At 41.8% G+C, this 25,614-nt stretch carries 27 protein-coding genes; 16 read left to right on the forward strand and 11 right to left on the reverse strand.

Going from position 1 to position 25,614, the window contains the following annotated elements:
• The first annotated feature begins 69 nt into the window (after positions 1-69).
• The 4 genes from AC1D0K_RS24010 (at position 70) to AC1D0K_RS24025 (ending at position 3,449) form a co-directional block, all read left to right on the forward strand.
• Positions 70-639: an RNA polymerase sigma factor gene (locus AC1D0K_RS24010; protein ID WP_477398445.1), complete on the forward strand. Its 570-nt coding sequence runs from the start codon at positions 70-72 to the stop codon at positions 637-639.
• Positions 599-1,411, forward strand: a complete 813-nt coding sequence (locus AC1D0K_RS24015; RefSeq protein WP_477441706.1) for a hypothetical protein — start codon at positions 599-601, stop codon at positions 1,409-1,411. Before AC1D0K_RS24010 ends, AC1D0K_RS24015 begins: the two co-directional genes overlap by 41 nt.
• Before the next feature lie 30 nt (positions 1,412-1,441).
• Positions 1,442-2,269 carry an outer membrane beta-barrel protein gene (locus AC1D0K_RS24020; RefSeq protein ID WP_477398435.1) on the forward strand — a complete coding sequence of 276 codons (828 nt, stop codon included), beginning with the start codon at positions 1,442-1,444 and terminating at the stop codon, positions 2,267-2,269.
• A 181-nt stretch (positions 2,270-2,450) separates the two neighbouring features.
• The gene (locus AC1D0K_RS24025; protein WP_477398433.1) at positions 2,451-3,449 is read left to right on the forward strand and encodes an ABC transporter ATP-binding protein; all 999 of its coding nucleotides are present in this window, start codon (positions 2,451-2,453) and stop codon (positions 3,447-3,449) included.
• Here AC1D0K_RS24025 and AC1D0K_RS24030 read toward each other — a convergent pair.
• The 3 genes from AC1D0K_RS24030 to hemA form a co-directional block, all read right to left on the reverse strand.
• Positions 3,446-3,832 (reverse strand): hypothetical protein, encoded by a 387-nt coding sequence (locus AC1D0K_RS24030; protein ID WP_477398431.1) that lies wholly within the window; start codon positions 3,830-3,832, stop codon positions 3,446-3,448. The two genes, AC1D0K_RS24025 and AC1D0K_RS24030, sit on opposite strands and share 4 nt — an antisense overlap.
• A gap of 224 nt (positions 3,833-4,056) precedes the next feature.
• Positions 4,057-4,287 (reverse strand): hypothetical protein, encoded by a 231-nt coding sequence (locus AC1D0K_RS24035; protein ID WP_477398429.1) that lies wholly within the window; start codon positions 4,285-4,287, stop codon positions 4,057-4,059.
• A 270-nt stretch (positions 4,288-4,557) separates the two neighbouring features.
• A complete protein-coding gene (gene hemA / locus AC1D0K_RS24040; protein WP_295714410.1) occupies positions 4,558-5,784 on the reverse strand; it encodes a glutamyl-tRNA reductase in 1,227 nt (408 codons plus the stop codon).
• A 166-nt stretch (positions 5,785-5,950) separates the two neighbouring features.
• Here hemA and AC1D0K_RS24045 point away from each other — a divergent pair, with 166 nt between their 5' ends.
• The 3 genes from AC1D0K_RS24045 to AC1D0K_RS24055 all read left to right on the forward strand — a co-directional run bounded on the left by AC1D0K_RS24045 (position 5,951) and on the right by AC1D0K_RS24055 (position 8,410).
• Positions 5,951-6,334, forward strand: a complete 384-nt coding sequence (locus AC1D0K_RS24045; RefSeq protein ID WP_477398427.1) for a DoxX family protein — start codon at positions 5,951-5,953, stop codon at positions 6,332-6,334.
• A 90-nt stretch (positions 6,335-6,424) separates the two neighbouring features.
• Positions 6,425-7,951, forward strand: coding sequence for a carbon-nitrogen hydrolase family protein (locus tag AC1D0K_RS24050; protein ID WP_295714416.1), 1,527 nt, complete (start codon positions 6,425-6,427; stop codon positions 7,949-7,951).
• Positions 7,952-7,960: 9 nt separating this feature from the next.
• Positions 7,961-8,410 carry an RDD family protein gene (locus AC1D0K_RS24055; RefSeq protein ID WP_477398425.1) on the forward strand — a complete coding sequence of 150 codons (450 nt, stop codon included), beginning with the start codon at positions 7,961-7,963 and terminating at the stop codon, positions 8,408-8,410.
• Positions 8,411-8,471: 61 nt separating this feature from the next.
• Here the strand turns inward: AC1D0K_RS24055 and AC1D0K_RS24060 are convergent, their stop codons facing one another.
• On the reverse strand, positions 8,472-8,981 hold the full coding sequence (locus tag AC1D0K_RS24060; protein WP_477463109.1) for a hypothetical protein: 510 nt from the start codon (positions 8,979-8,981) through the stop codon (positions 8,472-8,474).
• Between the two features lie 197 nt (positions 8,982-9,178).
• Positions 9,179-9,796 carry a hypothetical protein gene (locus tag AC1D0K_RS24065; protein WP_477441704.1) on the reverse strand — a complete coding sequence of 206 codons (618 nt, stop codon included), beginning with the start codon at positions 9,794-9,796 and terminating at the stop codon, positions 9,179-9,181.
• A gap of 145 nt (positions 9,797-9,941) precedes the next feature.
• On the opposite strand from AC1D0K_RS24065, the gene mnmL reads away from it, so the two are divergent.
• Positions 9,942-10,892, forward strand: coding sequence for a tRNA modification radical SAM protein MnmL/YtqA (gene mnmL / locus AC1D0K_RS24070; RefSeq protein WP_477397902.1), 951 nt, complete (start codon positions 9,942-9,944; stop codon positions 10,890-10,892).
• A 146-nt stretch (positions 10,893-11,038) separates the two neighbouring features.
• Here mnmL and AC1D0K_RS24075 read toward each other — a convergent pair whose 3' ends face one another.
• Entirely contained in the window at positions 11,039-11,911 is an 873-nt protein-coding gene (locus AC1D0K_RS24075; protein WP_477397900.1) for a hypothetical protein, read from the reverse strand.
• Between the two features lie 164 nt (positions 11,912-12,075).
• Between AC1D0K_RS24075 and AC1D0K_RS24080 the strand changes: the two genes are divergently transcribed.
• Genes AC1D0K_RS24080 through AC1D0K_RS24095 form a run of 4 tightly spaced genes read left to right on the forward strand, consistent with a single transcriptional unit; the run spans position 12,076 to position 16,872 of the window.
• The gene (locus AC1D0K_RS24080; protein ID WP_477397898.1) at positions 12,076-13,308 is read left to right on the forward strand and encodes an acyltransferase family protein; all 1,233 of its coding nucleotides are present in this window, start codon (positions 12,076-12,078) and stop codon (positions 13,306-13,308) included.
• Between the two features lie 9 nt (positions 13,309-13,317).
• On the forward strand, positions 13,318-14,652 hold the full coding sequence (locus AC1D0K_RS24085; RefSeq protein ID WP_477397896.1) for an acetylxylan esterase: 1,335 nt from the start codon (positions 13,318-13,320) through the stop codon (positions 14,650-14,652).
• Between the two features lie 21 nt (positions 14,653-14,673).
• Complete coding sequence (locus AC1D0K_RS24090; RefSeq protein ID WP_477463110.1) at positions 14,674-15,528, forward strand: hypothetical protein; 855 nt, start codon at positions 14,674-14,676, stop codon at positions 15,526-15,528.
• Between the two features lie 33 nt (positions 15,529-15,561).
• The gene (locus tag AC1D0K_RS24095) at positions 15,562-16,872 is read left to right on the forward strand and encodes an acetylxylan esterase (RefSeq protein ID WP_477397892.1); all 1,311 of its coding nucleotides are present in this window, start codon (positions 15,562-15,564) and stop codon (positions 16,870-16,872) included.
• A 252-nt stretch (positions 16,873-17,124) separates the two neighbouring features.
• Here the strand turns inward: AC1D0K_RS24095 and AC1D0K_RS24100 are convergent, their stop codons facing one another.
• Positions 17,125-18,861: a thiamine pyrophosphate-dependent enzyme gene (locus tag AC1D0K_RS24100; protein WP_477397890.1), complete on the reverse strand. Its 1,737-nt coding sequence runs from the start codon at positions 18,859-18,861 to the stop codon at positions 17,125-17,127.
• A gap of 89 nt (positions 18,862-18,950) precedes the next feature.
• On the opposite strand from AC1D0K_RS24100, the gene AC1D0K_RS24105 reads away from it, so the two are divergent.
• Together AC1D0K_RS24105 and AC1D0K_RS24110 are read left to right on the forward strand one after the other, a co-directional pair.
• Entirely contained in the window at positions 18,951-19,268 is a 318-nt protein-coding gene (locus tag AC1D0K_RS24105) for a hypothetical protein (RefSeq protein ID WP_477397888.1), read from the forward strand.
• A 123-nt stretch (positions 19,269-19,391) separates the two neighbouring features.
• Positions 19,392-19,787, forward strand: a complete 396-nt coding sequence (locus AC1D0K_RS24110; RefSeq protein WP_295714445.1) for an energy transducer TonB — start codon at positions 19,392-19,394, stop codon at positions 19,785-19,787.
• A gap of 515 nt (positions 19,788-20,302) precedes the next feature.
• Here AC1D0K_RS24110 and AC1D0K_RS24115 read toward each other — a convergent pair.
• The 3 genes from AC1D0K_RS24115 to ispG are packed head-to-tail and all read right to left on the reverse strand — an operon-like array spanning position 20,303 to position 23,298.
• Complete coding sequence (locus AC1D0K_RS24115; protein WP_477397886.1) at positions 20,303-20,752, reverse strand: helix-turn-helix domain-containing protein; 450 nt, start codon at positions 20,750-20,752, stop codon at positions 20,303-20,305.
• Positions 20,749-21,216, reverse strand: coding sequence for a hypothetical protein (locus AC1D0K_RS24120; RefSeq protein WP_477397884.1), 468 nt, complete (start codon positions 21,214-21,216; stop codon positions 20,749-20,751). Before AC1D0K_RS24120 ends, AC1D0K_RS24115 begins: the two co-directional genes overlap by 4 nt.
• Positions 21,217-21,234: 18 nt before the next feature.
• Positions 21,235-23,298 carry a (E)-4-hydroxy-3-methylbut-2-enyl-diphosphate synthase gene (ispG, locus tag AC1D0K_RS24125; protein ID WP_477397882.1) on the reverse strand — a complete coding sequence of 688 codons (2,064 nt, stop codon included), beginning with the start codon at positions 23,296-23,298 and terminating at the stop codon, positions 21,235-21,237.
• A gap of 142 nt (positions 23,299-23,440) precedes the next feature.
• Here ispG and AC1D0K_RS24130 point away from each other — a divergent pair, with 142 nt between their 5' ends.
• Both AC1D0K_RS24130 and AC1D0K_RS24135 read left to right on the forward strand, forming a co-directional pair.
• The gene (locus AC1D0K_RS24130) at positions 23,441-24,304 is read left to right on the forward strand and encodes a hypothetical protein (RefSeq protein ID WP_477397880.1); all 864 of its coding nucleotides are present in this window, start codon (positions 23,441-23,443) and stop codon (positions 24,302-24,304) included.
• Between the two features lie 89 nt (positions 24,305-24,393).
• Positions 24,394-24,609: a hypothetical protein gene (locus tag AC1D0K_RS24135; RefSeq protein WP_295714459.1), complete on the forward strand. Its 216-nt coding sequence runs from the start codon at positions 24,394-24,396 to the stop codon at positions 24,607-24,609.
• A 46-nt stretch (positions 24,610-24,655) separates the two neighbouring features.
• Here the strand turns inward: AC1D0K_RS24135 and AC1D0K_RS24140 are convergent, their stop codons facing one another.
• Positions 24,656-25,267, reverse strand: a complete 612-nt coding sequence (locus tag AC1D0K_RS24140; protein ID WP_477397877.1) for an RDD family protein — start codon at positions 25,265-25,267, stop codon at positions 24,656-24,658.
• Positions 25,268-25,614: the final 347 nt, after the last annotated feature.

A 25,614-nucleotide genomic window follows, 5' to 3' on the forward strand; every position in this document is an offset into this window, starting at 1 on the left:
ATCGTAATTAAAAAATATTTCACACCCCATGCAACCATTTAGCCTCTGTTTCCATCTTACTTTTAAATGATGTTTTTGGAACCTAAATATACTCTTGAACAATTGGTGGACCGCTGCAAAACCGGCGACCGCAAAGCACAGGAATTGTTGTATAAACAATTGGCTGGCAAAATGCTGGCTGTGTGCATGCGCTACGCTACCGACAGAATGGAGGCCGAAGACATGTTGCAGAATGGGTTTATAAAGGTATTTCAAAAAATGGTTGACTATAGAGGGGAAGGTTCGTTTGAAGGCTGGGTAAGGCGCATTATGGTACACAGCTCTATCGAGTACTATCGCAAGCATCATAAAATGATGCAGATGGTTGATATGGGCGATGCAGGTACAGAGCCTTCAGTTAACCCGATAGCCGCTGCAAACCTGGATGCCAGGGTGCTGATGGGACTGATACAACAACTGGCGCCGGGTTACCGCATTGTATTTAACCTGTACGCGTTGGAAGGTTATTCGCACAAGGAAATTGCCGATATCATAGGCATCACCGAAGGTGCTTCAAAATCGCAGCTATCAAGGGCACGCACAATATTAAAAGAACAAATTGCAAAAATGGAGGGTAAAAGTTATGGATATGCAGGATAAGGATCTGGATAAATTGTTTCAATCGGCATTGGACGGTTATGAGATTGAGCCATCTGCAAAAGTGTGGAGCGGCATTACCGAAGAATTAAATGCAGGTAAACGTAAAAGATCACTGGTGCCTTTCCTGAGCGTTGCCGCGGGTGTAATATTATTAGCAACCGCTGGGCTGTTATTTATCCCGAAGGAAGTTAAGGTAACTAAATCAAAAGCTGATGGAGTGGCTGCTATTAAACAATCATTAAAACCCGCTGCCCCGGTTGCTGAAACAATTGCTGATGTACAGCCCATCGCGCAGCAAAACAAAAAGAACTTGGTTGCAGTTATAGCCCCGGTAAATAGTTTAGCAGGCATCAAAATATATAAAGCACGCAGGAAACCGGTTATCGAAAAAACAATCATCGCCGGGCCGGCGCAAACACAGGATATAGTTAAGCAGAATGATCAGCCGGTGTTAGCTTCGGCTACGCATAAGCAGGAAGTAATAAAGCCCGTTGTGCCAGATACCGCTACCAAAATAATGGCAAAACATATTGAGGAAGTCCCGGTTTTTGCAAGTACGCCGCAGGTTATACCAACACAGGTGGCTACTGCCAATAAACAAGCACCAGCCAAGAAACACAAAATCCGTAGTTTGGGCGATGTGTTTAATGTAATGATAGCGGCTGTTGATAAACGCAAAGACAAGATCATTGAATTTAGCAATACCGATGGTGACGATGCTACCATAACAGGCGTAAACCTGGGCATCATTAAAGTGAAGAAAGAAAAATAAAATCTAAAGAAAAATATATACACAAATAATATGAAACGCCTTATTTTCACAGCAATGCTATGCATTGCCGCAAGCTATAGCTTTGCCCAAATCACCCCAGCCGACTCTACTAAAAGCACCACAGATACTGTTGTTACCAAAAAAGGATTAAAAGTAAAATTTGGCGTTGGCCAGGATGTGCCTTATGTATCGGTAAATGACAATGATACTACCTACCACCAGCACTCAAAAGCACCCGGCTTTTCCTTTGGTATCACCTTTTCAAGGATCGATCTTGGTTTTGCCACTTTGATTGATAACGGCAGCTTTACATTATCTGATAAAAACAAGTTCCTGAGTTATCGCCAGGCCAAAACCGCCAACTTTGGTTTTGATGTGGTACAGTTCGGCTATCGTTTCAACAGCGCCTTTAAGATCTATGTTTCCGGCGGGTTCGACTGGACCAACATCCGCCTGCGCCAGGATATTACCATACAACGCAACGCGCCGGTTTTAACCTTCGTGCCGGATAGCATCCACTTCAGCAAAAACCGTTTTTCGTCGAGCTACCTGCGTATACCGCTGTCATTTTACTACCGCAGCCACGAGGATAGCCGCGGTAATTATTTCCGCCTGGTGGCCGGGCCAGAGGTTGGCATCTTGCTGAACGGCCGGGTAAAACAGATAAGTGATGAACGTGGCAAGCAAAAGTTTGATGATGATTATCACTTTGCCAAACTGCGTAAAGGAGTGTTCGTCCGCATGGGTTATGGCATCATGGGTATCTACGCCAAATACTACTTTAACGATATGTTTGAGAACAGCCCCGATCAGCAAGGCTTAAAGAACTTCTCCTTTGGATTGACGCTGGGATTCTAAGTAACACGAATTTGATTAACACGAATTTCACGAATGGTGTCGAATGTTCACAAATCCGCTTGTAGCTAAAATTTGTGAAATTCGTTTTGGTTCGTGAAATTCGTGTTCATCAATTCGTGTCAATAAGATTTGTGTAATTCGCCTCAATTCGTGCCATTAGTGTTTACTATCTTTGCCTACGATGTCAGACACTCCTTTTTTGCAGGCAATTGCGGTAAGTAAAATATATCCCGGTAAACAGATGGCCGGTGTTAAAACCACGGATATAACTATTGAACCTGGCAAAATAACGGCTATTATAGGCGAAAGCGGCAGCGGAAAAAGCACTTTATTACGGTTACTTTACGGCTTGCTTTCCCCGGATCAAGGCACGGTTCTGTTTAAAGGTGAACGCATCTGGGGCCCCGAAGAAAAACTGATTCCCGGTCATGATGCCATGAAAATGGTTACCCAGCATACTGATGATCTGAACCTGTTTGCCAAAGTTTGGGATAACGTTGCCGCTATGTTGCCGGCAACCGATCTGAAAGCCAAACAGCAAAAAACCGAACATGTATTAAAGCAGCTTAATATGGCCCACATGGCCGATAAGCGCGTGGCCGACCTAAGTGGTGGCGAGAAGCAAAGGGTTGCCATTGCAAGGGCTATAATTACCCGTCCGCAGGTGTTATTGCTTGATGAGCCCTTTAACCAGGTGGATACTTCATTTCGCGAGGGATTGCAGCATGATATCAGGGAGATAGTAAAGGAAATAGGCCTTACTGTGATCATGGTATCGCATGACCCGGCAGAAGTCCTCTCCATGGCTGATAAGTTGGTGGTCATCAAAAACGGGCAGATTGTAGAGCAGGGTCCTCCTAAAACACTCTACCAAACTCCACAGAACTTGTATACTGCGCAACTGCTTAGCAACTGCAATATACTTACTGCCCCCGAAGCCAAAAGCTGCGGCATTAAAGCCACTAAAGATTATGTGGTGGTTTACCCCGAATGGATTAAAATAAAGCTCATCACCAAAACAAAAAACTGGACCATTAAGGAGGTGCTGTTTAAAGGTTCTTACGAAGATCTGATCCTCCAAAATGGCGACATCCTGCTGCGCGTTATAAACGACGTGCCTGGTGGTTATAACGAAGGAGATCTGGTTTCTGTACGGGTTGGAAAGTGGCTGGAATATTAAATTGATTCATGCAAAGTCCTGCTTTTTTCACTTCTACCCCGATAAATTCGTAATAGCTTTTCGAGTTCTCTTTTATTGACACCAAATTCATTAATGTCCAACTCTGCATTGCCGCCAGGATATTGGTATATAAAATAGGTTGTGCTCGATTTACCCCGCCGTCTGGTAATAACATCTTCTCCCCAGACTTGCTGCCAGGAGTAAAATTGTACAGATGCCGTTTGAACGCCGCTATTACTGATAACTATTTGAGGAACCCTGTTGTTATAATGCGCAAAACCTGTATAAGTAAAAATAGCGCTCACCACGCTTACAATCCCGCCAAAGATGTAAATGTTTTCCTGTATTATTAAATACAAGCTGTCCGCAAAAACTAACATCATAGTCAACGCCTGGAGCAAGCCCTTAATTTTTGAGTAGTAAACTATAGTTTCAGGAGGTATCGAATAATCGTCATTGAAAATATCTGGCCTGCTAAACTTATTCTCTAAATTAATAAGGCGTTGTATTTGATCGGCAGACCGTATTTCAGTTCGGTTAAAAAAACTATCATCAGTCCAAATAAGTTTCTCCTTTATTGCCCGCTGTTTTAACTCGTGAACATTTCTTACGTTTTCAAATGCCCATAACCGCCATTTGGTAATGGCAAAGCTCCAATACAGCCAGGCAAAAACAAATCCCCCTGTAATACCCGCAGCATTATACCAACCGGAAAATTTTGCACGGACACAAAATAAACAGATATCCCGATCATACCGAATAATATTATATAAATTGGAATATTTATGGTACGTTTTCCTTTGCGCAGGGCCTCGTCAACGGTTACAGTTTCAAACATAGATCAAAAGGGTTTAGGCTGTGAAAATAGTAAGATTGGAATAAAAAGGGGAATAAATTATGCAAGGGATTGCATTTATTAAAGCACCATTAACTGCTGTATGGCATCTATCAAAACAAGCAGGACGCCCCTTTTGCAAAAAAGCCGTTAGTAACTAAAAGGAATAGCCGGAGAATAAACGGTACATCTGCTGATAATCTCAGCACACAAATTTAATTTGAGCAAAAGTTTACATTAAAAAAATCGGGTATAAAAAGTAAGGGTAACCTATCAATTCTCGTTGATCAATATATCCTTAGCCATAATCATAGGCACACTGATATATTTTTTCTCCATGTAATTGATCACCTTCTCCAGTATCTCGCGCGATTGCTGATCCATACCCTGTACCTCATCGGCAAATACGGAATTGATGGCGGTGTTGCGGATCTCCTTGATTTTTTCGGGTACCTGGCGCATGGCTACTTCAATACGGCGTTGTTTTAACTGGGTTAAAAACTCGGCAATATTTTGTTCAATAATACCTTCGGCGTGTACCAGTTCATGGTAGCGTTCCTGCAGGTTATGTTTGGCAACCTCGTTTAATGAATGTACCTCGATAAAGTTAACGGGAAATTGCTCCAGCACTTCGGGAGCGGTATCGTTAGGAATGGCAAGGTCAACTATCGTTTTTTTGCCAGCTTCACCGTTTAACAGTGTTTTGTATATTTCGGTAGTAATGATAGGCTCAACAGCCGATGTGCAGGTAATAATGGCATCAAAGCCTTTACTATATGTTTTTAAAGCTTCTAAATCAAAAGCTTCGCCGTTCAAATCATCAGCCAGTTGCTGTGCTTTTGATACCGTACGGTTAAAAACAGCAAAGTTGCTGAATTTATGTTTTTGCAGGTATTTTGAAATATTGCGGTTGGTTTCGCCGGCACCAATAATAAGTACGCGGGCATTTGAGCAAAGATTAAGATCTTTAAGCTTGCGGTAAGCTAATGATACAACCGAAATTGGATTTTTTGAAATATTGGTATGGGTATAAACCTCTTTTGCTGTTTTTACCACACAATTCATGATCATGCGCATGCCATCACCGGTTAAACCAGCCTCTTTGCAATGCTCATAAGCTTTACGCAACTGCGCAAGTATCTCCTTTTCGCCAACAATCAAACTCTCCAATGAGCATGACGTACGCAAAAGGTGAACCATGGCTTCCTGGTCTTCATAAATAGAAGCGCCATCCATAAACGTACTTAACGAACTTTCACACAGCTCGGTATTAAAGGCTTCAATAAACCGTTTAGCAAAATCCTTATCAACCACCTGTGGGGTAGTCATAACAAATTCCACACGGTTACATGTAGCCAGATAAAAGATTTCTGGTATCCCAAATTGAGTTTTAACCTGTTGAAGTTTTTCCGTCAGATTTTCCTGGCATACCACCAATCTACCTATTTCCTTCAGTTCAATCTGTTTGTGTGTAAAAGCAATAACCTTTAAATACTTCAAAGCAGTTTTAAATTTGACCGAACAAAAATATCACTATAAAAGCGGAGCAATGTCAACACTTTGTCAAAGAGGAGTATTTAGAATTGTTATAAATTAGGAGAAATGACCCGAAAACAACATTAAAACTGCTTAAAACAATATTTAACAAAATATTGTATATTGAGTAATGCGTTTGATAAAAAACATAAGCCTTTTGATACTGATAATTGGCTATACTTTTACAGGCGTTAATCATTTCAGAAATCCGGCTTCTTATTATCCAATTATTCCGCATTATTTGCCCTACCCCGTATTGATAAACATACTGGCAGGTGTATTTGAAATAGTATTTGCCATGATGCTGATATCACACAAAACAAGGCTATGGGCTGTTTATGGTATTATATTAATGCTGGCAGCTTTTTTGCCGGTTCATATTGGGATGGTAGCTGATGCGCCTTTTAAATTAGGTAACATAACCGTAACACCATTTATTGCCTGGGCACGTTTAACTTTACAACCGGTATTGATGTTGTGGGTTGCGTGGCATACAAAAACATCATTAAACTAAATAATTAACATATGATTTCCCGCACATTCGCTTGCTGATTTTCATTTAATCTTCTCGCCCTTACGGAAAAATCAAGATATATATACTACTATGGATCTGCAAAGTGTTGAAATGCGTAACCTGGAAGTACAGGATTACCAGGAACTAAAAAAATCGATGAAGTCGGCCTATATAGATATGGATGAGGACTATTGGGACGCCAATTCCATAAAAAAGCTCATCAGGATATTTCCAGAAGGGCAGATCTGTGTAACGGTTAACGGGGTGGTGGTAGGTTGCGCGCTTGCCATTATGGTTGATTACCAAAAATTTGGCGATAACCATACCTACAAACAAATTACCGGGGATAGTACATTTAAAACCCATACCGATAAGGGCGATGTATTATATGGTATTGATATATTTATACATCCCAATTATCGCGGCCTGCGTTTAGCCCGCCGTCTTTACGATGCCCGCAAGGCCCTGTGCGAAAAACTGAACCTGAAAAGTATCATAGCCGGCGGCCGCATCCCCAATTATCAAAAATTCCAGAACGACCTTACACCGCGCCAGTATATTGATAAGGTAAAATATAAAGAGATCTATGATCCCACCCTGTCTTTTCAGCTGGCGAATGATTTCCATGTACGTAAGGTATTGAAGAACTATTTACCAGAGGATAGCCGGTCAAAAGGTTTTGCTACGCTGATAGAGTGGAACAATGTGTATTATGAGGAGATCAGCTCGGCCATTAATCAAAAAACAGTAGTACGCATTGGCCTGGTACAATGGCAGATGCGCCCATACAGCAACATCAGCGAATTGCTGAAACATGCCGAATACTTTGTTGACGCAGTGAGCGATTACCAGGCAGATTTTATACTATTCCCAGAATTGTTTGGCACACCGCTGATGGCTGATTACAACCACATGGATTCGGCAAAAGCTATGCGCGAGCTGGCCAAGTACACCCAGCCCATTATAGAGGAGTTTTCAAAATTGGCGGTATCCTACAACGTGAACATTATAGCGGGCAGCATGCCTACAATTTTCGAAGAATCGCTGTACAATGTATCCTATCTTTTCAGGCGCAACGGTAGCATGGAAGAGGTTTACAAGATCCACCCTACTCCGGCCGAGATCAGCTCATGGGGTATCCGGGGCGGCGATGAAGTAAGAGTTTTTGAAACCGATGCCGGTAAAATAGGTATCCTGATCTGTTATGATGTGGAGTTTCCCGAGCTATCGCGCATATTGGCCAGCCAGGATATGCAGATCCTGTTTGTTCCGTTTTTAACGGATACGCAGAACGGCTATAACCGGGTTAAATTTTGCTCGCAGGCCCGCGCTGTTGAAAATGAATGTTATGTAGCCATTGCCGGCTGCGTAGGTAACCTGCCCAATGTAAACAACATGGGTATCAGCTACGCGCAATCGGCAGTATTTACACCATCTGATTTTGGTTTCCCCACCAACGGCATCCAATCAGAAGCCACACCCAACAGCGAAATGATTGTAATTGCCGATGTGGACCTATCTTTACTGGATGAGCTTCATGAGTACGGCAGCGTACAAAATTTAAAAGACAGGCGCACCGATCTTTATAATATTACTTTTAATGGCAAAAAAGTGTAATATTATGGCATGAAACTATCCACTGTAACCTCAAAAGCATATATTAAATTACGAATACTGGCCACACTGATAGATTACAGCATTTATGGTATTTTCTTTTTTGTTTATGTATACACGTTAGGGCACCCCACTCAGAATGGTAGTATGGAGGTTACAGGAGTTGCGGCATTGCCTGTATTCCTGGTTTGGTTTCTTTATTTTGTGGTGTTAGAATCAGCAAATGGCACACCGGGTCATGACATTTGCAAATTAAAAGTGATTAAATCCAATGGATCAAAAATCACTGTAAAAGATGCATTAAAACGCCGCATTTGCGACCCTGTTGACATTTTTATGTACGGAATACCTGCGATAATATGCATCTCCAAAACAGAAAAACATCAAAGAATAGGCGACCTGTTAGCCGATACCATGGTGGTAAAAACAAGTGATATTACCAAAACTAAGATTACCTTTTAATACCTATCACTCACTTGCAAACGAGCGCATATTGGGTTTGGCTGTTAACTTGTCGTAATTATTACACTTCCACAGCCATTTTAGCCTTTTTTTTGTGATGCCTATAAACACGTTTAAACCTTGGAGTCTTCGCTTCAACTTTGGAATATGATGTTAAAACCCCACCTTTTGAGGTGACACTAATTAATAATCCACCCGATAAAAGCACTATGTTTTTTATAATATACTGACCAAGTAACGTTGGCACAAAAATATGGGTAAAGGTTTCGTGGGGGAAAAACACTAATGGTAAAAAGGTACCCATCATCTGGAAATACAGCAAAACCAATGTTAAGCTCAGCCACCTTTTTAAAATAAAGCCCAGGCCTATGGTACATTCCCAAACAGCTAATAGGGGTAATGCGGCTGCCGGCTTCACCAAACCGAGGGTAAGCGTTTCAATAGTTCTGCCTGCAATGTCTTCAGCCGGACTTAGCCCCGGGAAAAACTTAAGCACACCAAACCATATAAATACCAGTCCCAATGAAACCCTGAGGATGGTTAATCCATTCCTGGCTTTCCAATCTGCCATTTTTATTTCTGCCTTAACAAAAAAATGTATCAGCTTCTTTATCATCTTACTTAATCTCGGGGTACAACTTCTTTTAGGCTGACGGCATTTGTAACAAAAATGTTCAGTTGTTAAATATAGTTTAAAACCTCAGATTTTATAAAAATAATACAATTGTCTAAACCAGCCCTTATCGTCCGGTTACATCATAAATATCTTTATGGCTTCTGAGTATCCGTCGATTTTTTGGAAAGGAGATCTTTTTGCTTAAAATAGAGTTTCAGCAAGTCGTCAAGATCGCCATATTTATATTCCTTGTTTTTTATCTTCTCTGCCAGGTCCGGGCGATCATCAAGTAAGGGACTTATTACCTCAGCAAAGTTCTTTCGGTCCAAATTAGTTATATGGTCAGGGTCGGGTCCATAATAATAATCAATATCATAACGATTGGCCATGTAAACACCAGGTCCGTTAAAATTTGTAGTCCGGTACCGGGCATAAAGTTTTACAGCTTTATCAAAAACAACTTTCAGAATAGGATACTGCTCTGTTTCCTTTGCGTGAGAAACAACAAAACTATCAGCTTTCATTACAAAGGAGCTGAATTGTGCGGTCTTTACTTTTTGTCGCTGATCGTCGGGTGTCAACTTAAAAAAAACATGATCTCCAACGGTGGTGAACGGGCTTATGGTTGGCGGCGTCCATTTAATTAAGCCTATCGATTTCACATTTTGCAGGTCGTAAATACAACCGGGAATATAATCGCCATATTTTTGGCCGTACGTAGTAAGCGTTATTGTGCAAAGTAAAATGGTGTATATGATATAACGACGCATAAAGTTAGGGTTGTTTAAACTTGATAAGATGAAGATATTATTATTTATCAATAAATAAACATGCCTGCCACACATTCTGTAAATCATTATAGGCTATTACAGTAACACATGCATTTGCTTATCAATTCACTATCTTTGCGGCATAATGCAATTAACAGGAGAAACAACATCAACGTGGGAGAAGGGCTATAACAACTATGGCCCGTGGCTTAAGGAGAAATATAAAGGCCATCGTGTATTTAAGGTAATTGTTGATGGCGGCTTTACCTGCCCCAACCGCGATGGCAGTAAAGGCTATGGTGGTTGCACGTATTGCAACGTAGATTCTTTTACCCCATCGGTTAGCCGTAACGCCCCTACCGTGCGCGAGCAGGTAATACAAGGGATGGAGCGCGCCCGTACGGGTAATAAGGCCGATAAATTTATTATATACTTTCAGCCCAATACCAATACCTATGCGCCAACGCATTATTTAAAAATGATGTATGACGAGGCCCTGAGCTATGGCACCGAAGATATTGTTGGCCTGAGCATTGGCACCCGCCCGGATTGTATCGACGCGGAAAAAATAGCCCTGCTGGAAAGCTATACCGACAGGTTTGATGTCGACCTGGAAATGGGTATGGAATCTATTTATGACGAAACCCTGGGCCAGATTAACCGTGGATGCAACCACGAGGAATTAGTGAAAGCCCTAAAACTGGTGGAGAACAGTAAACTTGATGTGTGTGTACATACCATTTTTGGCTTCCCATGGGAAACGCATGAAATGATGCTGAAATACGCCGACGAGATTAACCGTTTTCCGCAGATAAAATTTGTAAAATTCCATCACCTGCATATTGTAGAAGGCTCGGTAATGGGTGTTAAATATAAGCGTGAACCTTTTAAGGTATTCAGCATTGATGAGTATGCCGACTTTTTGTGCGAACTGCTACCACGCGTTCGCCCGGATATCGTGATCCAAAGGCTCTTCGGTCTCAGCGACCGTGAACTGCTGATAGCTCCCAACTGGGGATTAAAAAAATCAGAGATCCAATACTATATCGACCAAAGGATCTTGAGCCGGGGTGTGGTGCAGGGAAGTGCATTATAATAAATAGCTGCCGGAGTTTAGCGCAGCGTAACTCGTGGCCAACCTAATTTAAGCTTTCAACTTAAATTAACCTATCATTGATTATACTTGAGTTAAGCATTTGCAAATTAAGCTGAAACCTTAGTTGTAAATACCACGGATAACAATTACTTATGGTAGTAGTATTTATACATTTTCTCCATTTTTTTATTGACATAAAAAATAGAAGTGTACAGGGTGCCATCAGTATTATAAATTAATTTGTCTGTGTATTGGGTTTTCTGAAATCCAACCGTTTCAAATCCAATGATTTCAACACATTGATTGTACCGGTTGAATTTATAGGTGCACCAATATTCTTCCTCCTGCCTCGGTTTTAATTTGCTGATATTGATGGTTTTATCGCCATTGGCTGTACTGTCTGTCTGCATGTTAAAGCTGTAGTCGGGAGTATCTTTTTTATAAAAATAATCTATAGTTTCCAGCTTGTTTTCATCATTATACCTTGCCATATTGGCAACATAAGGAAGCTGATTACCTGTTGTTTTAGTGATACGATATAATCTTCCTATGGCATCGTATTCTCTTTTCTCTTTGTTAACAAATAAGGTATCTGTGGTGTAGTTTACATGGTTTTCTAACCTTCCTACCGTATCATAGGTATATTCATGAGTAAGGTAAAAGCCTTTGCGATAATACTTATTCTTCGAGTAAAAATATTCTGCTTTTTTATTTATCAAGCCGAAATCATAATAGGTGTACACATTTTTCTGATCTAAAAAATTCTCCTTGTCAAAATGCACCTGATCTGTTAATTGGCCTTCTTTGTTATAGTTAAAATTTACTGCGCCTATATAGGTTGAGTCAGCGATGCCTTTGCGGTTCAGCCTATACTCGTAACTTTCCCTGCGTACAAGTTTGTTTGCTATTATAAATTTATCAGGAAACTGGTCTATCCCCAGAAATTGTTCAATGATTTCCTGCGCCTGCAGGTTATTAAATAAAACAATGAAAAACAGCGAGAGTAAAGTTTGGCGCATAAAGTTTGGTATGCTGCAAAATAATGAAATTTCAAATGGTTAACCAAAGTCATTTGAAAAACTTATTCCCCGCTTAGTACGTTTAAGGGCATTGTAACCTTTGGTATTAGTTTTGTTAACTTATGGTTGAAAAAACTGATTGAATTTTCTAATTTATAATTGTTTTGTCACAAAGAGCGCAACAAAATTATATTCCGGCCTTAACTGGCGTACGTGCAATGGCTGCCTACCTGGTGTTCATATCGCACTTTGCTTACGTTTTTGATGAAAAATTTCCTCACTCTGTGCAACGCTTTTTTAATGAGTTCCACATCGGGGTTACTATTTTCTTTGTGCTTTCGGGCTTTTTAATCGCTTTCCGTTATTTCGATAGTTTCAAACTTACTAAAAACTGGTTTAAGCAATACCTAAAAAACCGGGTGGCCCGTATTTACCCCATGTACGCTATTTTAACCATTGGGGCTTTTGTCGCCTATTACTTTACCAATAACCAAATAGTTACCGCCGGGCACAACCCTATTGTGATGTTTTTGATGAACATCGTTTTTTTGCGGGGCTTTTTTGATCAGTTTAAATTTACGGGAATTGCACAGGGCTGGTCGCTCACGGTAGAGGAATGCTTTTACTTTTCTGCACCGTTCATTTTCCTGGTAGCAACCAAATACAAAAAGTTTTATATCCAACCCATTGCGGTTACCGGTTTAGGTGCGGTGCTGGTATTGATATGCAGCCATATAAACTGGTATGGATTTTTCGGCAACTTCACATTTATGATGCTTTATACCTTTTTGGGCAGGTGTTTTGAGTTTTTTGCCGGGATACAGCTGGCGCTCATTGTGCGCAAACAAAAACTGGATGGGAGCAGCAAGAAGAAATTTACCTACCTGGGTTTTTTTATGATCTTCTTCTGCGTTTGGATCATGTCTACCCTGCCTATCCCTGCCGGGCAGGAAGCAGGTTTACATAATCCGTTTGGCATCATCACCAATAATTACTTGCTGGCTTTATCAATTGCGCTGTTCTTTTACGGCATACTTACCGAAACCACGGTGCTTAAAAAAATACTGGCCAACCCGTTTGTGGAGTTGCTGGGCAAAAGCTCCTACATATTTTACCTGGTACACCTGGGTTACATGTATAACTTTTTGCATTATAGTTTTAACTGGCTAAATGATTACACATTTGAGCTTTATGATAAGTGGGGGCTTAACTGGCACTCGCCCTTTGAGTACGATAGTTTAAACCTTCTTTACGCTTTTCTCGTTTTAAATGTAATATCAATCACTTTGTTTAAACTTATTGAGGAACCGCTCAACCATTATATTCGCAGATCAGATTTCCTGATCAGGAATAAGCGGTATAATCCCGAAAATGAGTCGGCAAAGATCAGTGCATAATCATTATTTATGGCGATCAACTTTAAAAAATACATACTCATTGCTTTGGCAATAACCGCCTTTCAGCATGCTTTTGCTCAGCATGATTCTCCGAAGGGTAAAACCCCGGCAGTAGTTAAAGAAGATGAGGGAACTGTATCAACCGTATTAAACATCAATAATAAAGAAGGCATTTTTAGTTCAACCGCATCATTTACTTTTGATGTTAAAAATACTTATGATACCGAGCAGACGGGCACCATATCATATGTACTTACCGATGAAAAAGGCGTAAAAGTTAAAGCCCTGAATAAAACGGTAAAAATTGGCAGGAACAGCGATGAGCGCTACAATTTTGAGATACCAACATTAAAAACCGGGTTTTACAAACTGAATATGATGATCAACGTATCTGATTATGATGATACTACCCGTCGCGCTTTTGGTATCAGGGCCGATGATATTAAGTCGGCTTACCCAAAACCAGCAGATTTTGATAGTTTTTGGAAAACGGCTAAAACCGAACTGGCCAAAGTAAAACCTCAGTTTAAAGTAACCGAACAGCCATCGCAAAACACCGATAACCGCAGGGTTTTCCTTATCGAGATGAAATCTTTAGACAACCTCACCATCCGCGGATGGATGACCTTGCCTAAAACAAGCAACAAAAGCAAAAAATTTTCGGTGCTGTTGGGTTTGCCGGGTTACCAGGTGGTGCTTAAGCCCATTGTTGGTAAAGATGATGACCTGGCTATCATCACCCTCAATACCCGCGGCCAGGGTAACAGCCGCGATGTGATCCATACCGAACGTGATGCCTTTATCTCCTATAACATTGAGGATAAAAACAAATATGTAATGCGTGGCGTAATTATGGATTGCGTACGTGCCGTTGATTTTATTTACTCGCGCCCCGAATTACGGCATGACCAGATCCTGGCCACAGGCGGTAGTATGGGCGGGTATCTGGCCATAGCACTTGCCGGTTTAGATAACAGGATAACTATCTGCTCGGCACAAAACCCCATTTTAAGCGATGTTCACAACCTGGTGGGCACCACTGAATGGCCTATGAACGATATCAGAAAATATGTTGCCGGAAAGCCTGATGTAACATTCGACCAGGTTTTACATAACATGGAGTATTACGATACCAAAAACTTTGCTACAGATGTTAAATGCCCTACACTGCTGGGCTTAGGCCTGCTTGATCCGTATGTACCACCCAGCAATGGCTACGCTGTTTATAACTCTTTAAATACCGATAAAAAAGTGATGGTTTATAAAGACCTTGGGCACGAGGTGAGTCAGAAATATAAAGATTATGAAGGCAGCTGGATGCGTGACACCTTTGGCTTATTTTAACCTACACCTATGAATAAAACTATGACCATTAATAAAACCTTATCCAAATACCTGTTTGCCGCTGTTATACTGCTAACGTTAACGCATAACAATAGTTTTGCCGATGGCTTCCCCGTTAGACCGGGCAGGTTCTCCTTATCACCATCGGTAAGTTACTTTTTTGCAAACAAGCAATGGGATAGCGTAAGCCATAAAAAAGCTTTTGATGATGGAGGTCGTTTCCAATCATTCAGCTATTCACTATACTCAGAATATGGCTTGAGCCGTAAGTTTACGCTCTCGGCATTGGTGCCCTTCATTATGAACGATTTTAGGACCAATACCAACGGCAGCTTTAAAAGCTCGGGGTTCCAGGATATAGAAATAGGTGTAAAATACTACCTGGCCAATATTAATTACAAATACTATTTCAGCATAAAAGCATCGGGTATTATACCAGCATACACCAATACAAACCTTGGCTATCAACAAGCCGATGCCGAACTTAAGCTGGCCTTTGCGGGTAGTGGGCATTTATTTGGCAAGCAAAGTTATTTTGTTTTAGAAAACGGCGTACGTGAATATTTTGGAATCGAATCTGTTTTTCAGGATAGATATAATGCAACCTACGGTTTAACACTGGATAAAAACTTTCATGAGCAGGTATCAGTTAGTGTTGGTGGTTTTTATGCAACCAGCCAAAACAAGCAGTTTGATTTAACAAACCCCAATAACAGTAAAAACTTTGCCTTTAACCAGGTATCGCTAAGTTACGGGCATGCATTCAGTAAAAGCTTATCGCTGTTTTTAACCGGCGGCACTTTTATTACCGGCCGTAATACAGGCGCAGGCAGCAGTGCCTCCGTATCATTGAACTACCGTATAGATACCAGGTAAGCTGGTATTGATTACCTATCACAATAAAATATCATGACCAGCCTAAAACCTTACATCACTGTACTTGGCTTAACCTGCCTTTTAACTATCAACCGGGCCAACGGTAAAACTCCCGTTCATAAAATTGATGACGAAGTTTCAACCACGCTTATTGCAGGCAGTAAAGATGCCATTTTCAGCAGCCGGGCCAGCTATACATTTAACGTAAAAAATGCAACGGATGCCCCGCAAACTGGCACGGTATCATATGTTGCTACCACCCCTGCCGGCGTTACTGTGGCCAAAGAAACAAGACAGGTAAAATTATCAAAGCACAGCAGCGCGGGTTATGATTTTATAATACCAGCTCAAAAACCAGGATTTTATAAAATAAATTTCATGGTGAACGTATCTGATTATGACGATACTACCCGCCGCGTTTTTGGCATCCGGCCAGATGAGATCCAGTCGGAGCACGGACGCCCGGCTGATTTTGACAGTTTTTGGCAAAGCACCAAAGCCGAATTAGCAGCAGTTAAGCCCGATTTTAAAATGATCGAAAAGACCGATCAATCGACAGAGAACCGCAGGGTATACCTCATCGAGATGAAATCATTGGATAATATTACTGTTCGCGGCTGGCTTACTATCCCAAAAACAACGGTTAAAAATAAAAGGTTCACCACGTTTTTAGCTTTGCCCGGTTACCAGGTTGATTTAAAGCCCATGCTGGGTCAGGATGATGACATTGCCATACTTGCCCTTAACGTACGCGGGCAAGGCAACAGCCGCGACGTGATACACCCTAAAAGACTGGAATTTATCAGTCTTAACGTAGAGGATAAAAACAAGTACGTACTTCGAGGCGCCATTATGGATTGTATCCGTGCGATAGATTTCATCAACTCGCGCCCTGAGCTTGATCCTAAACGAGTTGAAGTATCCGGCGGTAGTATGGGTGGTTTCCTGGCGGCGGCCGTAGCCGGATTGGATAGTCGCGCCCAACTGATCTCCTCACAAAACCCCATCCTCAGCGATATCCGTAACCTTACCGACCAGGACGACTGGCCCATGTACGACCTACGGAAGTACGCCGGCGAAAAAGGATATAAATTTGATAAGATCATGGACAACCTGGATTACTTCGATATCAAGAACTTTGCCCAGAATATACAAACCCCTATCCTTTTAGGCATCGGCCTGCTTGATCACCTGGCGCCGCCCAACAACGAGTACGCCTTCTACAACCTCATCAACAAAAAATACCGCGACATCATGGTTTTTAAAGACCTTGGCCACGAAGTACCCATGGTTTATGTACTTGAAGAAGGACATAGAATGAGGGATAAGTTTGGGCTGTTTTAGGATTTGAAGGAGAAACATTTTTTCAAACACGTCATTGCGAAGTACGAAGCAATCTCTATACTATACAGAGCGAACAAACAGGTGTTAAACTTTTAAGGCGGACCTGCCTGTGTAGAGATTGCTTCGTACCTCGCAATAACGGGTATAGAAGATGCTTCGCTATTTTGAACCTTTTACCTTCCACCCCTTCACCGTTTACCTTTCACCCCTTCACCGTTTACCTTTCACCTTTTACCTTTAACCTTCCCCATCCTACAACAAATCCTTTAGGTGCTTATAATTAGCTTTAACGGTATCCAGCACCTCATCCATATGGCCGTTGAGCATTAGCTTGGTCATGGATACGGCCATGCCTGCTACTTGTTTAAGTTCTATTTTGGGTGGCATGGCCAGCGCGTTAGGATCTGTGAATATGTTGAGCAATGCGGGGCCGTTAAATGCCAGGGCATCGCTGATAGCCTGCCTTACCTGGCTGGGCTCTGTAACGTTAACGCCTTTAATACCCATGGCCTGGGCAACCAGCGCAAAATCGGGATTGTACATGTCTGTTTGCCAATCGGGCAGACCGGCCACTTCCATTTCCAGCTTTACCATTCCTAATGAGCGGTTATTAAAAACGATGATCTTAACAGGTAATTTGTATTGAACGATAGTTGCCAGGTCGCCCAGCATCATTGATAAGCCTCCATCCCCACAAAGCGCGATAACCTGCTGACCGGGGCGTGCCAGGGCTGCGCCAATAGCCTGCGGCATGGCATTAGCCATAGAGCCATGATTAAAAGAACCTATCATTTTGCGCTTACCCGTGGCGTTAATATAGCGGGATCCCCATACGCATGACATACCTGTATCTACCGTAAATATGGCATCATCGGCGGCAAACTTATCCAGTATGCTGGCCACATACTCGGGATGGATCTTATCGGTTTCCCCGCTATCGCTAACATAGGTTTGCATTTTATCCTTTACATCAGCGTAAATTTTTAATTGCGCCTTAAGAAAGCTGTCGTCTTCTTTTTGGCCGACCAATGGCAGCAGCGCGGTAAGGGTATCTTTTATGGTTCCGCATAAACCTACATCAACTTTGGCCCTGCGCCCAATGCGCTCTGGTTTAATATCAACCTGCACAATTTTGCAATCGCCGGGCATAAATGGCGTATATGGAAAATCGGTGCCCAAAAGAATCAGCAGGTCCGACTCATGCATACTATGATAGGCCGATGGCAGACCCAATAAGCCGGTCATACCCACTTCGTTAGGGTTATCATATTGAATATCCATCTTAGCCCTAAAAGAATAAGCTACAGTTGCCTGCAACTTTTGCGATAGCGCGACTACTTCGTCATGGGCGTCGGCCGCGCCAATACCACAAAATATGGTGATCTTGTGAAACTGGTTAAACATTGCGGCCAGTTGCTGCAAATCTGCATCATTTGGCCTGATAACCGGGATAGGGTTAAAATTTTGGGTGGCAGAATCTATTTCAACGGCATCCATACTCGTTACATCGCCCGGCAAACCAATTACCGCAACGCCCTTTTGGTGTAACGCGCTTTGTATCGCGGCCTGCAGCATCCGCGGCAATTGCTTAGGCGTAGTAGCTACTTGGTTATAATAACTGCAATCTTCAAACAACTTAATGGTATTGGTTTCCTGGAAATAGCCGCTACCAAACTCAAAGCTGGCTATAGTTGAGGCGATGGCAATAACCGGCGCACCTGAACGATGTGCATCATACAAACCATTAACGAGATGTACATGACCCGGCCCGCTGCTGCCAGCACAACAGGCAAGACCGTTCAGCTGTGCCTCGGCACCTGCGGCATAGGCCCCGGCTTCCTCGTGCCTCACGTGGATCCATTGAATGCTTTCTTCGCGCCTTACCGCATCATTTACCTCGTTCAGGCTGTCGCCCGTAACCGCGTATATTCTTTTTATACCGGCATTTACCAGCATCTCTACCAGTTGGTCTGCAACTTTCTTTGCCATGTTATTTTGGTTATTATATTATAAACCAAACCCGGTATTGCTATAAGAGTTTTTAAAATTGTAAATTGCTTCGTCAAATAATCAAACCCATGGCACGCATAGTAATAGTAGCTTACAAACCCAAGCCCGGCAAAGGCGAAGCGCTAAAGGAATTGACCAAAACGCACGTGCCCCGCCTAAAGGCAGAAGGGTTGGTAACTGACCGTGAAGCAATAATTATGGAAGCTGCCGATGGCACCATAGTAGAAGTTTTTGAGTGGCTATCTGCCGAAGCTATACAACAGGCCCACCAAAACAAAGTAGTGCATCAGCTATGGGCCGAATACGCCGAACTATGCGATTATGTAAACCTGGGCAGCCTTGCCGAAGCCGGGAATATGTTTGCAGAGTTTAATAGTGTGGATTGATATGACTATTAAAATGCATCATGCTTTTATTAACATACGGCCACAACAAAGCTGCTATCTCGTTGTTATTGGGTTTCCGTATTTACAAACAACATCGATATCATCAAACAAATATTACATACCATGAAATTTAAACTTGTACTAATTGGGGTAATTTTTACCTTTTGCGGATCGGAACTGCGGGCGCTTGTCCAAACAAAAAAAGATACGGCCAACACAGCGGTTGCTGCGCCGCGTAATGAAGTATTACCGGAGTTTCCGGGAGGGCAGGGAAAGCTTGCTGAGTTCATCAAATCAAAACTGCACCCTGTAAAAGGATTAGCCGGAAAAAAGGTAGTCGTTTATTTTGTGGTGGAAAAGAGCGGCAAACTAAACCACGTTAAAGTTATAAAAGGACTTACTCCCGAAGCGAATAAAGAAGCAGTGCGGGTTATTAAGCTTTCGCCAAAATGGAAACCAGGTTCGTTAAATGGTGTTATCCGCAGAGCATCCTTCAGCGCACCGGTTGTTTTTATATAGCAAAGCTTTTTAAGCTAAAAAGGCAAACTTGTAGTAAGTCTGCCTTTTTTTCATATGTCCATATATAGCGAAGCCTGCAAAGGCTGGTAGTTTTTATATTAAATTAACCGCTGAAAGAATAATATTTTCTTTGGGTCAACAAAATTTCGGTGTTTCCGATGGGTGCAAAATAACGATGCATTTGCGATTGTAACCTGCCCCAAAGTAATCCACTACTTCATAGTATTTGTTTAAATATATAATTGCGTTTAGTCGAATCCTTAAATTAATTACCTGTAAATGATGGTCAAAATTTGATAGGTTTCGAAGTAAATTTGTAGTAACCTACTTTTTATTAACTCGATGCTTTGTTTTTTCATGTCCCTTGTGTTGATTTGATACATCAAAGGTACGGTCGATATGGAGGCCCATCAATCTCAATAAATCGGTTTTAACAACCAATTTTTCCGAATGCATATTATTACCGTCAGGCAATAGTCATAACGGGGGTTTTGAACTTTAAAACAGGAATATTTTTATTGAAGTTGCTTAAACTCCGAAGGATTATTACCCGCAAAACGCTTGAAAAAACGACTGAAGTGCGAGCTGTTGTCGAAGTTTAATCGCTCGGAAATTTCCTTAATACTCAGGCCCGATGACGATAACAGGTACTGTGCTTCCAGGTACAGGCGGTTATGGATAACGTACAAGGCATTTTGCCCGGTTTCGCCCTTTACTATCTCGGTTAAATATTTGGCAGATATAAATAAGGCATCCGCGTACTCCTGTACTGTTTTAAGGGTTAAAAACTGATCTTCAACTAATTTTTTAAACTTGTAAACCAATTGATACTGCTTACTTAAATGGCGGGTGGAGTGTAGCAAACAATTTTCGCAGGCACGGTTCATTTCATACAGCAGATCTGTGAGTAACAGCCTGAGGATCTGCAAATGGAAAGCACCTTTTTCCCGGCTCTCATCGCTCATTTTTTCGTAAGCGATTTTAAGGATGCACAACTTTTTTGCGAGAGGCCATATATTGGCGGATACTCGGGGTTTACCTCCAACAGATTATTCAGAATGTTTTCTTTAAGAAGATTATTGAGCAGGAACTCCTTTTTAAACATTACCTGGTACAAAAGCAGATCGGCAGAAGCATCCTCAAAGGAGGTGATAAATGCAGGCGACACCAAATGAATAGAATTGGGATAAACCTCAAATACAAAATGCCCGATTGTTTTTTTACAACTGCCCCTAAGGCACAAAATAACCGAGTAGTAATCTGTTTTAATAGGTAAGCCGTGTGTTAAACCCTGCTCGTTGCTTACTACAGCAAAGTCATCCTGGTTCCAGCCATCATTAACAATTCCAAAATCAGCGTTATTATTAACCAATTCCAGATGCCGTTTAAGGGTTAAGGGAATGGTTGAAACAGTGATCTTGTCGCTCATAAATTATGGTTTGCCCAATTATTCCTGCTCTATCCAGTTACCATCTTCTTTAATGATACCAATCAGTTCATCAAGCGCGTTGGCCGCGCTAATGTTTTTCTTCACTGCTTCTTTACCACGGTAAAGGGTGATCTTATCCGTACCGGAGCCTACGTAACCATAATCGGCATCGGCCATTTCGCCCGGACCATTTACGATACAGCCCATAATACCAATCTTCAGGCCTTTTAGATGACTTGTACGGCTGCGGATCATCTGCGTAGTGATCATCAGATCAAACAAAGTACGCCCACAGCTTGGGCAGCTGATATATTCTGTTTTGGAAATGCGCGAACGCGTAGCCTGCAGAATGCCAAATGCGGTAGAAGTAATGATATTGGATGGAAGTTCGGGCGCATCAATCCAGATGCCATCACCAAAACCATCAACCAGCAAAGCACCTAAATCGGTAGCTGCGTACAGTTGTAGTTTAGTAGTGAGGTCCGTTGTGTTTTGTCCATGATCCATAGTCGATGGACCATGCTCGCTTTCAAACTTATAACTCCTTTTCACTATCACCGGTACATCCAGACCCAGCTCTTCCAACTTAAAGAAAAATGCACGCTGATCGGCCATGCCATTAAGCGCGTTTGTTTCCAGTACAAATACCAGCGACTTATCAAAAGGCAATGCGCCAAACTCGTCCGAATCAATATCGGCAGGTAATACCCTAACCAGGTTTAATGTAGATGTATGATCTGTTGCCTCAATATATTCCTTTAGCGTAAATAGCGGATGGCAGTTGGTTTTATCGGCCAGCTTTTGCCAGGTATTAAAATTATAAAGCTGCTTTAAGTTACCTGGTAGGTTAAACGATGGCAATTCGTCGGCCAGGTAAACAAAATCAACCGACTGCTCGGCCATGTTGTATTTATCCAGTAACGGGGAATACAGATATCCGGCATCAGCCAAAATAGATGGATCCTTCAGGTTCTTTTCCGATAGATCGATAACTACCCTGGGTACCATATGGCCGCCAATGAAAGCATTAGCCTCGTAGGTATGGCGTTTTTTGTATTCGTAGGGACTGTGGGGTGCGGGTTGCGAGGTGCGGGGCTCGGGTGTGTTTTGTCCATAGTTCATGGTCAGTCCCGCAAGCTCTTCTTGACTCTTGATTCTTGACTCTTGATTCTTTCTTTCCGTGTAACGTTTCACCAATTCAATAGCTACCGGTGCTTCCGCTTCGGGCTCTTCGGTTAGGGAAACGCGAACTGTATCGCCAAGGCCGTCTTCTAACAAAGTACCTATACCTACTGCCGATTTGATGCGACCATCTTCACCGTCGCCGGCTTCGGTTACGCCAAGGTGCAGCGGGTAGTTCATACCTTCGGCAACCATGGTTTCAACCAGTAAACGGTATGCCTGAACCATTACCTGCGGATTGCTCGATTTCATGCTGATCACCAGGTTATAGTAGTTCAGCGCCTCGCACATCCGCATAAACTCCATGGCCGATTCAACCATACCTTGCGGGGTATCGCCATAGCGGCTCATGATCCTGTCGCTCAGCGAACCATGGTTGGTACCAATGCGCATGGCGGTGCCATATTCTTTACAGATGTTTACTAATGGTGCAAATTTCTGGTAAATGCGGTCCAGTTCGCCCTGGTATTCCAGATCGGTATAATCTATCTGGTCAAATTTCTTTTTATCGGCGTAGTTGCCGGGGTTTACGCGTACCTTTTCAACAATACGGGCGGCCACTTCGGCTGCGTTTGGGGTAAAGTGGATATCGGCAACCAGGGGTACATTATATCCACGGGCGCGAAGCTGTTTTTTAATTTCGGCCAGGTTTTTGGCTTCCTTGATGCTGGGCGCGGTAATGCGCACATATTCGCAACCGGCATCAACCATCCGGATAGATTGCTCCACTGTACCCATAGTATCCATAGTATCGGTAGTGGTCATGCTTTGTATGCGGATGGGATTATTACCTCCCATAGGCACATCGCCAATGTTCACCTCTCGGGTAACAAAACGCGAATATTCGGTTAACGAATTACAATAACGGCCTTGCAGCAATTTAACAGCATCAGTATTCATGCAGCGGATAATTAATAAGCTGCAAATTTAATGATTATGTTGGGGATTAAGTTGTTTGGATGTAAATCATCAATTAATAGGCGGTTAAGTTATCATATGGTTTAAATATATATTTTAGAGGCTGAAACCTTTATCTATCGCAATGAAAAATATTCTTTCCCTCTTTTTATTATTATCGGTATTAATATCCTGCAAAAGCAATGGTAAGACGCCTTTAAAGGACTCAGCAGTAAATGTTAAAATCGCTGATTCAACTCATTTACTGATTGAGCAATTTGGACTTATTATGCAAGGGGTGTGGGTAAAAAGCGACTATATAAATGATCTTGCTCTCACAAAATCACCTTATGCTTCACGAAAAAAATTGAATGGCACAGCCGCCTTTACAATAGAAATGGACTCGGTTAAAAAAGACAGTGTTGTTGTTGGTGCAAGCCTGAATAATCATGAGGGAAGTAGCTTTGTACTTGTTTTTAGGAAAGGACGTAAGGCCACATCTTTGGGAATCAACATGAAAGATTATAATATTAAAACCAATTATTTTGAGCTTGGCTATAATATCACAGGTCGTGATACAAGCTTGATACTTTACCATTACAACCGGGCTAACCATATTATCGACAGTACGAAATATACCAAGGTTTTAAATAAGCAAATTGGGGATGATATGGGCAACGGAATTGAATATATAACCAATAAGTTGCTTTTTACCGGCAGATACACAACTACAGATACAACAGGAGCTGCTTTAAATATTAAGTTTATGAATGATGGCAAAGTGCTGGGCTTTCCTGAGTTTGTAAAATATACTATTAATACAGATTTTGTTGCGGGACCTGAAAATGACCTTGACCAGATCTATTTTGATGATTATGAAAAAAATCAAAAGCAGTTTTTATTTAAGGCAACGGCTGATACCTTAACCATCTATGACGTAAATGAAAGTGCCGATTCGTTGCGACTGAAGTGGGGCAAGCTTAGATATAAATTGGTGAAGGTTAAATAATAGTTATTAAAAGGTTTTTCAAGATTTACTTTAACACCTTATCATTAAACACAATAGTAATGATTGACAAAATTCTTTAAATTTATTTAATGACAACTCAATTCATCACTAACGATAAAGGCGAGAAAACCGCTGTCATTATTCCAATAAGCGAATATGAAGATTTGTTGCATCAGCATCATTTAAACCTCGAATTAACCGATGAGTATAAAACAATGATGGATAGAATGCTCGATGAGGAAGATAGCGGAAAAGCCGAATATATTTCGTTTCAGAATATTAAAAATCGGTTTCTCCCCAAATGAGCTATGAGATTATTTTCAGGCTTAAATAGGAAATTTTCAACCTCCCTCAAAATAACCGTTCCTTAATTACCACCGTACCCGCCATCATATCATGCAGGCATTGCTGCTGCTTGTTAAAAAAGGCTAACAGGTAACCGATAAAAAACGTCATTACCGAAAATATTTTGCAAAGGTTACGGGCTATGGCCTTGCCTGCGCTGATGCGATCGCCATGCATATCCACTACTTTTATTTTAAGCATCTGCTTGCCAAAAGTGGCCTGGCTTGCCGAGCTTTCCATTACAACATGGTAAATGAATTTGGCGACGGGCACACAGGCCAGCAAGCTAAGGCTAACTACAATACGGTTCTCTTTATCCTGCATAAATACAATCACTACCACAAAAATAATGATCACAAATATGCCGAAAACAATAAACCAATCTAAAAAAGAAGCCAGCAACCGCTGATCAAAACTGCCAAAGTATTGAATTAGCAACGGTGGTTTGGCAAAGCCTAAAAGCTCCCTTAGTTCGGCAATCTCCTGGGCTTCTTTGTAATCATCCATTTCGGGAGTTTTTACAAAGTCGCCCGGCTTTATTTTTTTAGCCTTGAGCTCATCCATGCTGAACGGGCCTTCGGGTTTGCCATTAATAACTAATATATAGGACTGGGGCATTTGCTTTGGTTTATTGTTGGAATGCTGAACGGGAGAAATGTTACAATATCGGGATTATATAACAAAGTTTGTATGCATGGCGGCTACGACTCACCCCGACCAGGCTTCGCCGGTCGACCCTCCTATGTTTGTTATCAAATGATAAATTAGATTAGCAGAATAAAAAGTGAAAGGAAATGAGAGCAGACGGCGACCCCAACAACCATAAGGTATGTTCAGAGAGAGAGACTGCCTCATTTCCTTTTACCCTTTAGAGTTTGAACAGAATGTAAGGAATATTGCTTAGCGATATATCCAGGATATCCAACCAGGAGAGCAAACGAAGAAGGGTTATTCACTTTTGATAT

Source organism: Mucilaginibacter sp. P1_A3 (genome assembly GCF_056406855.1).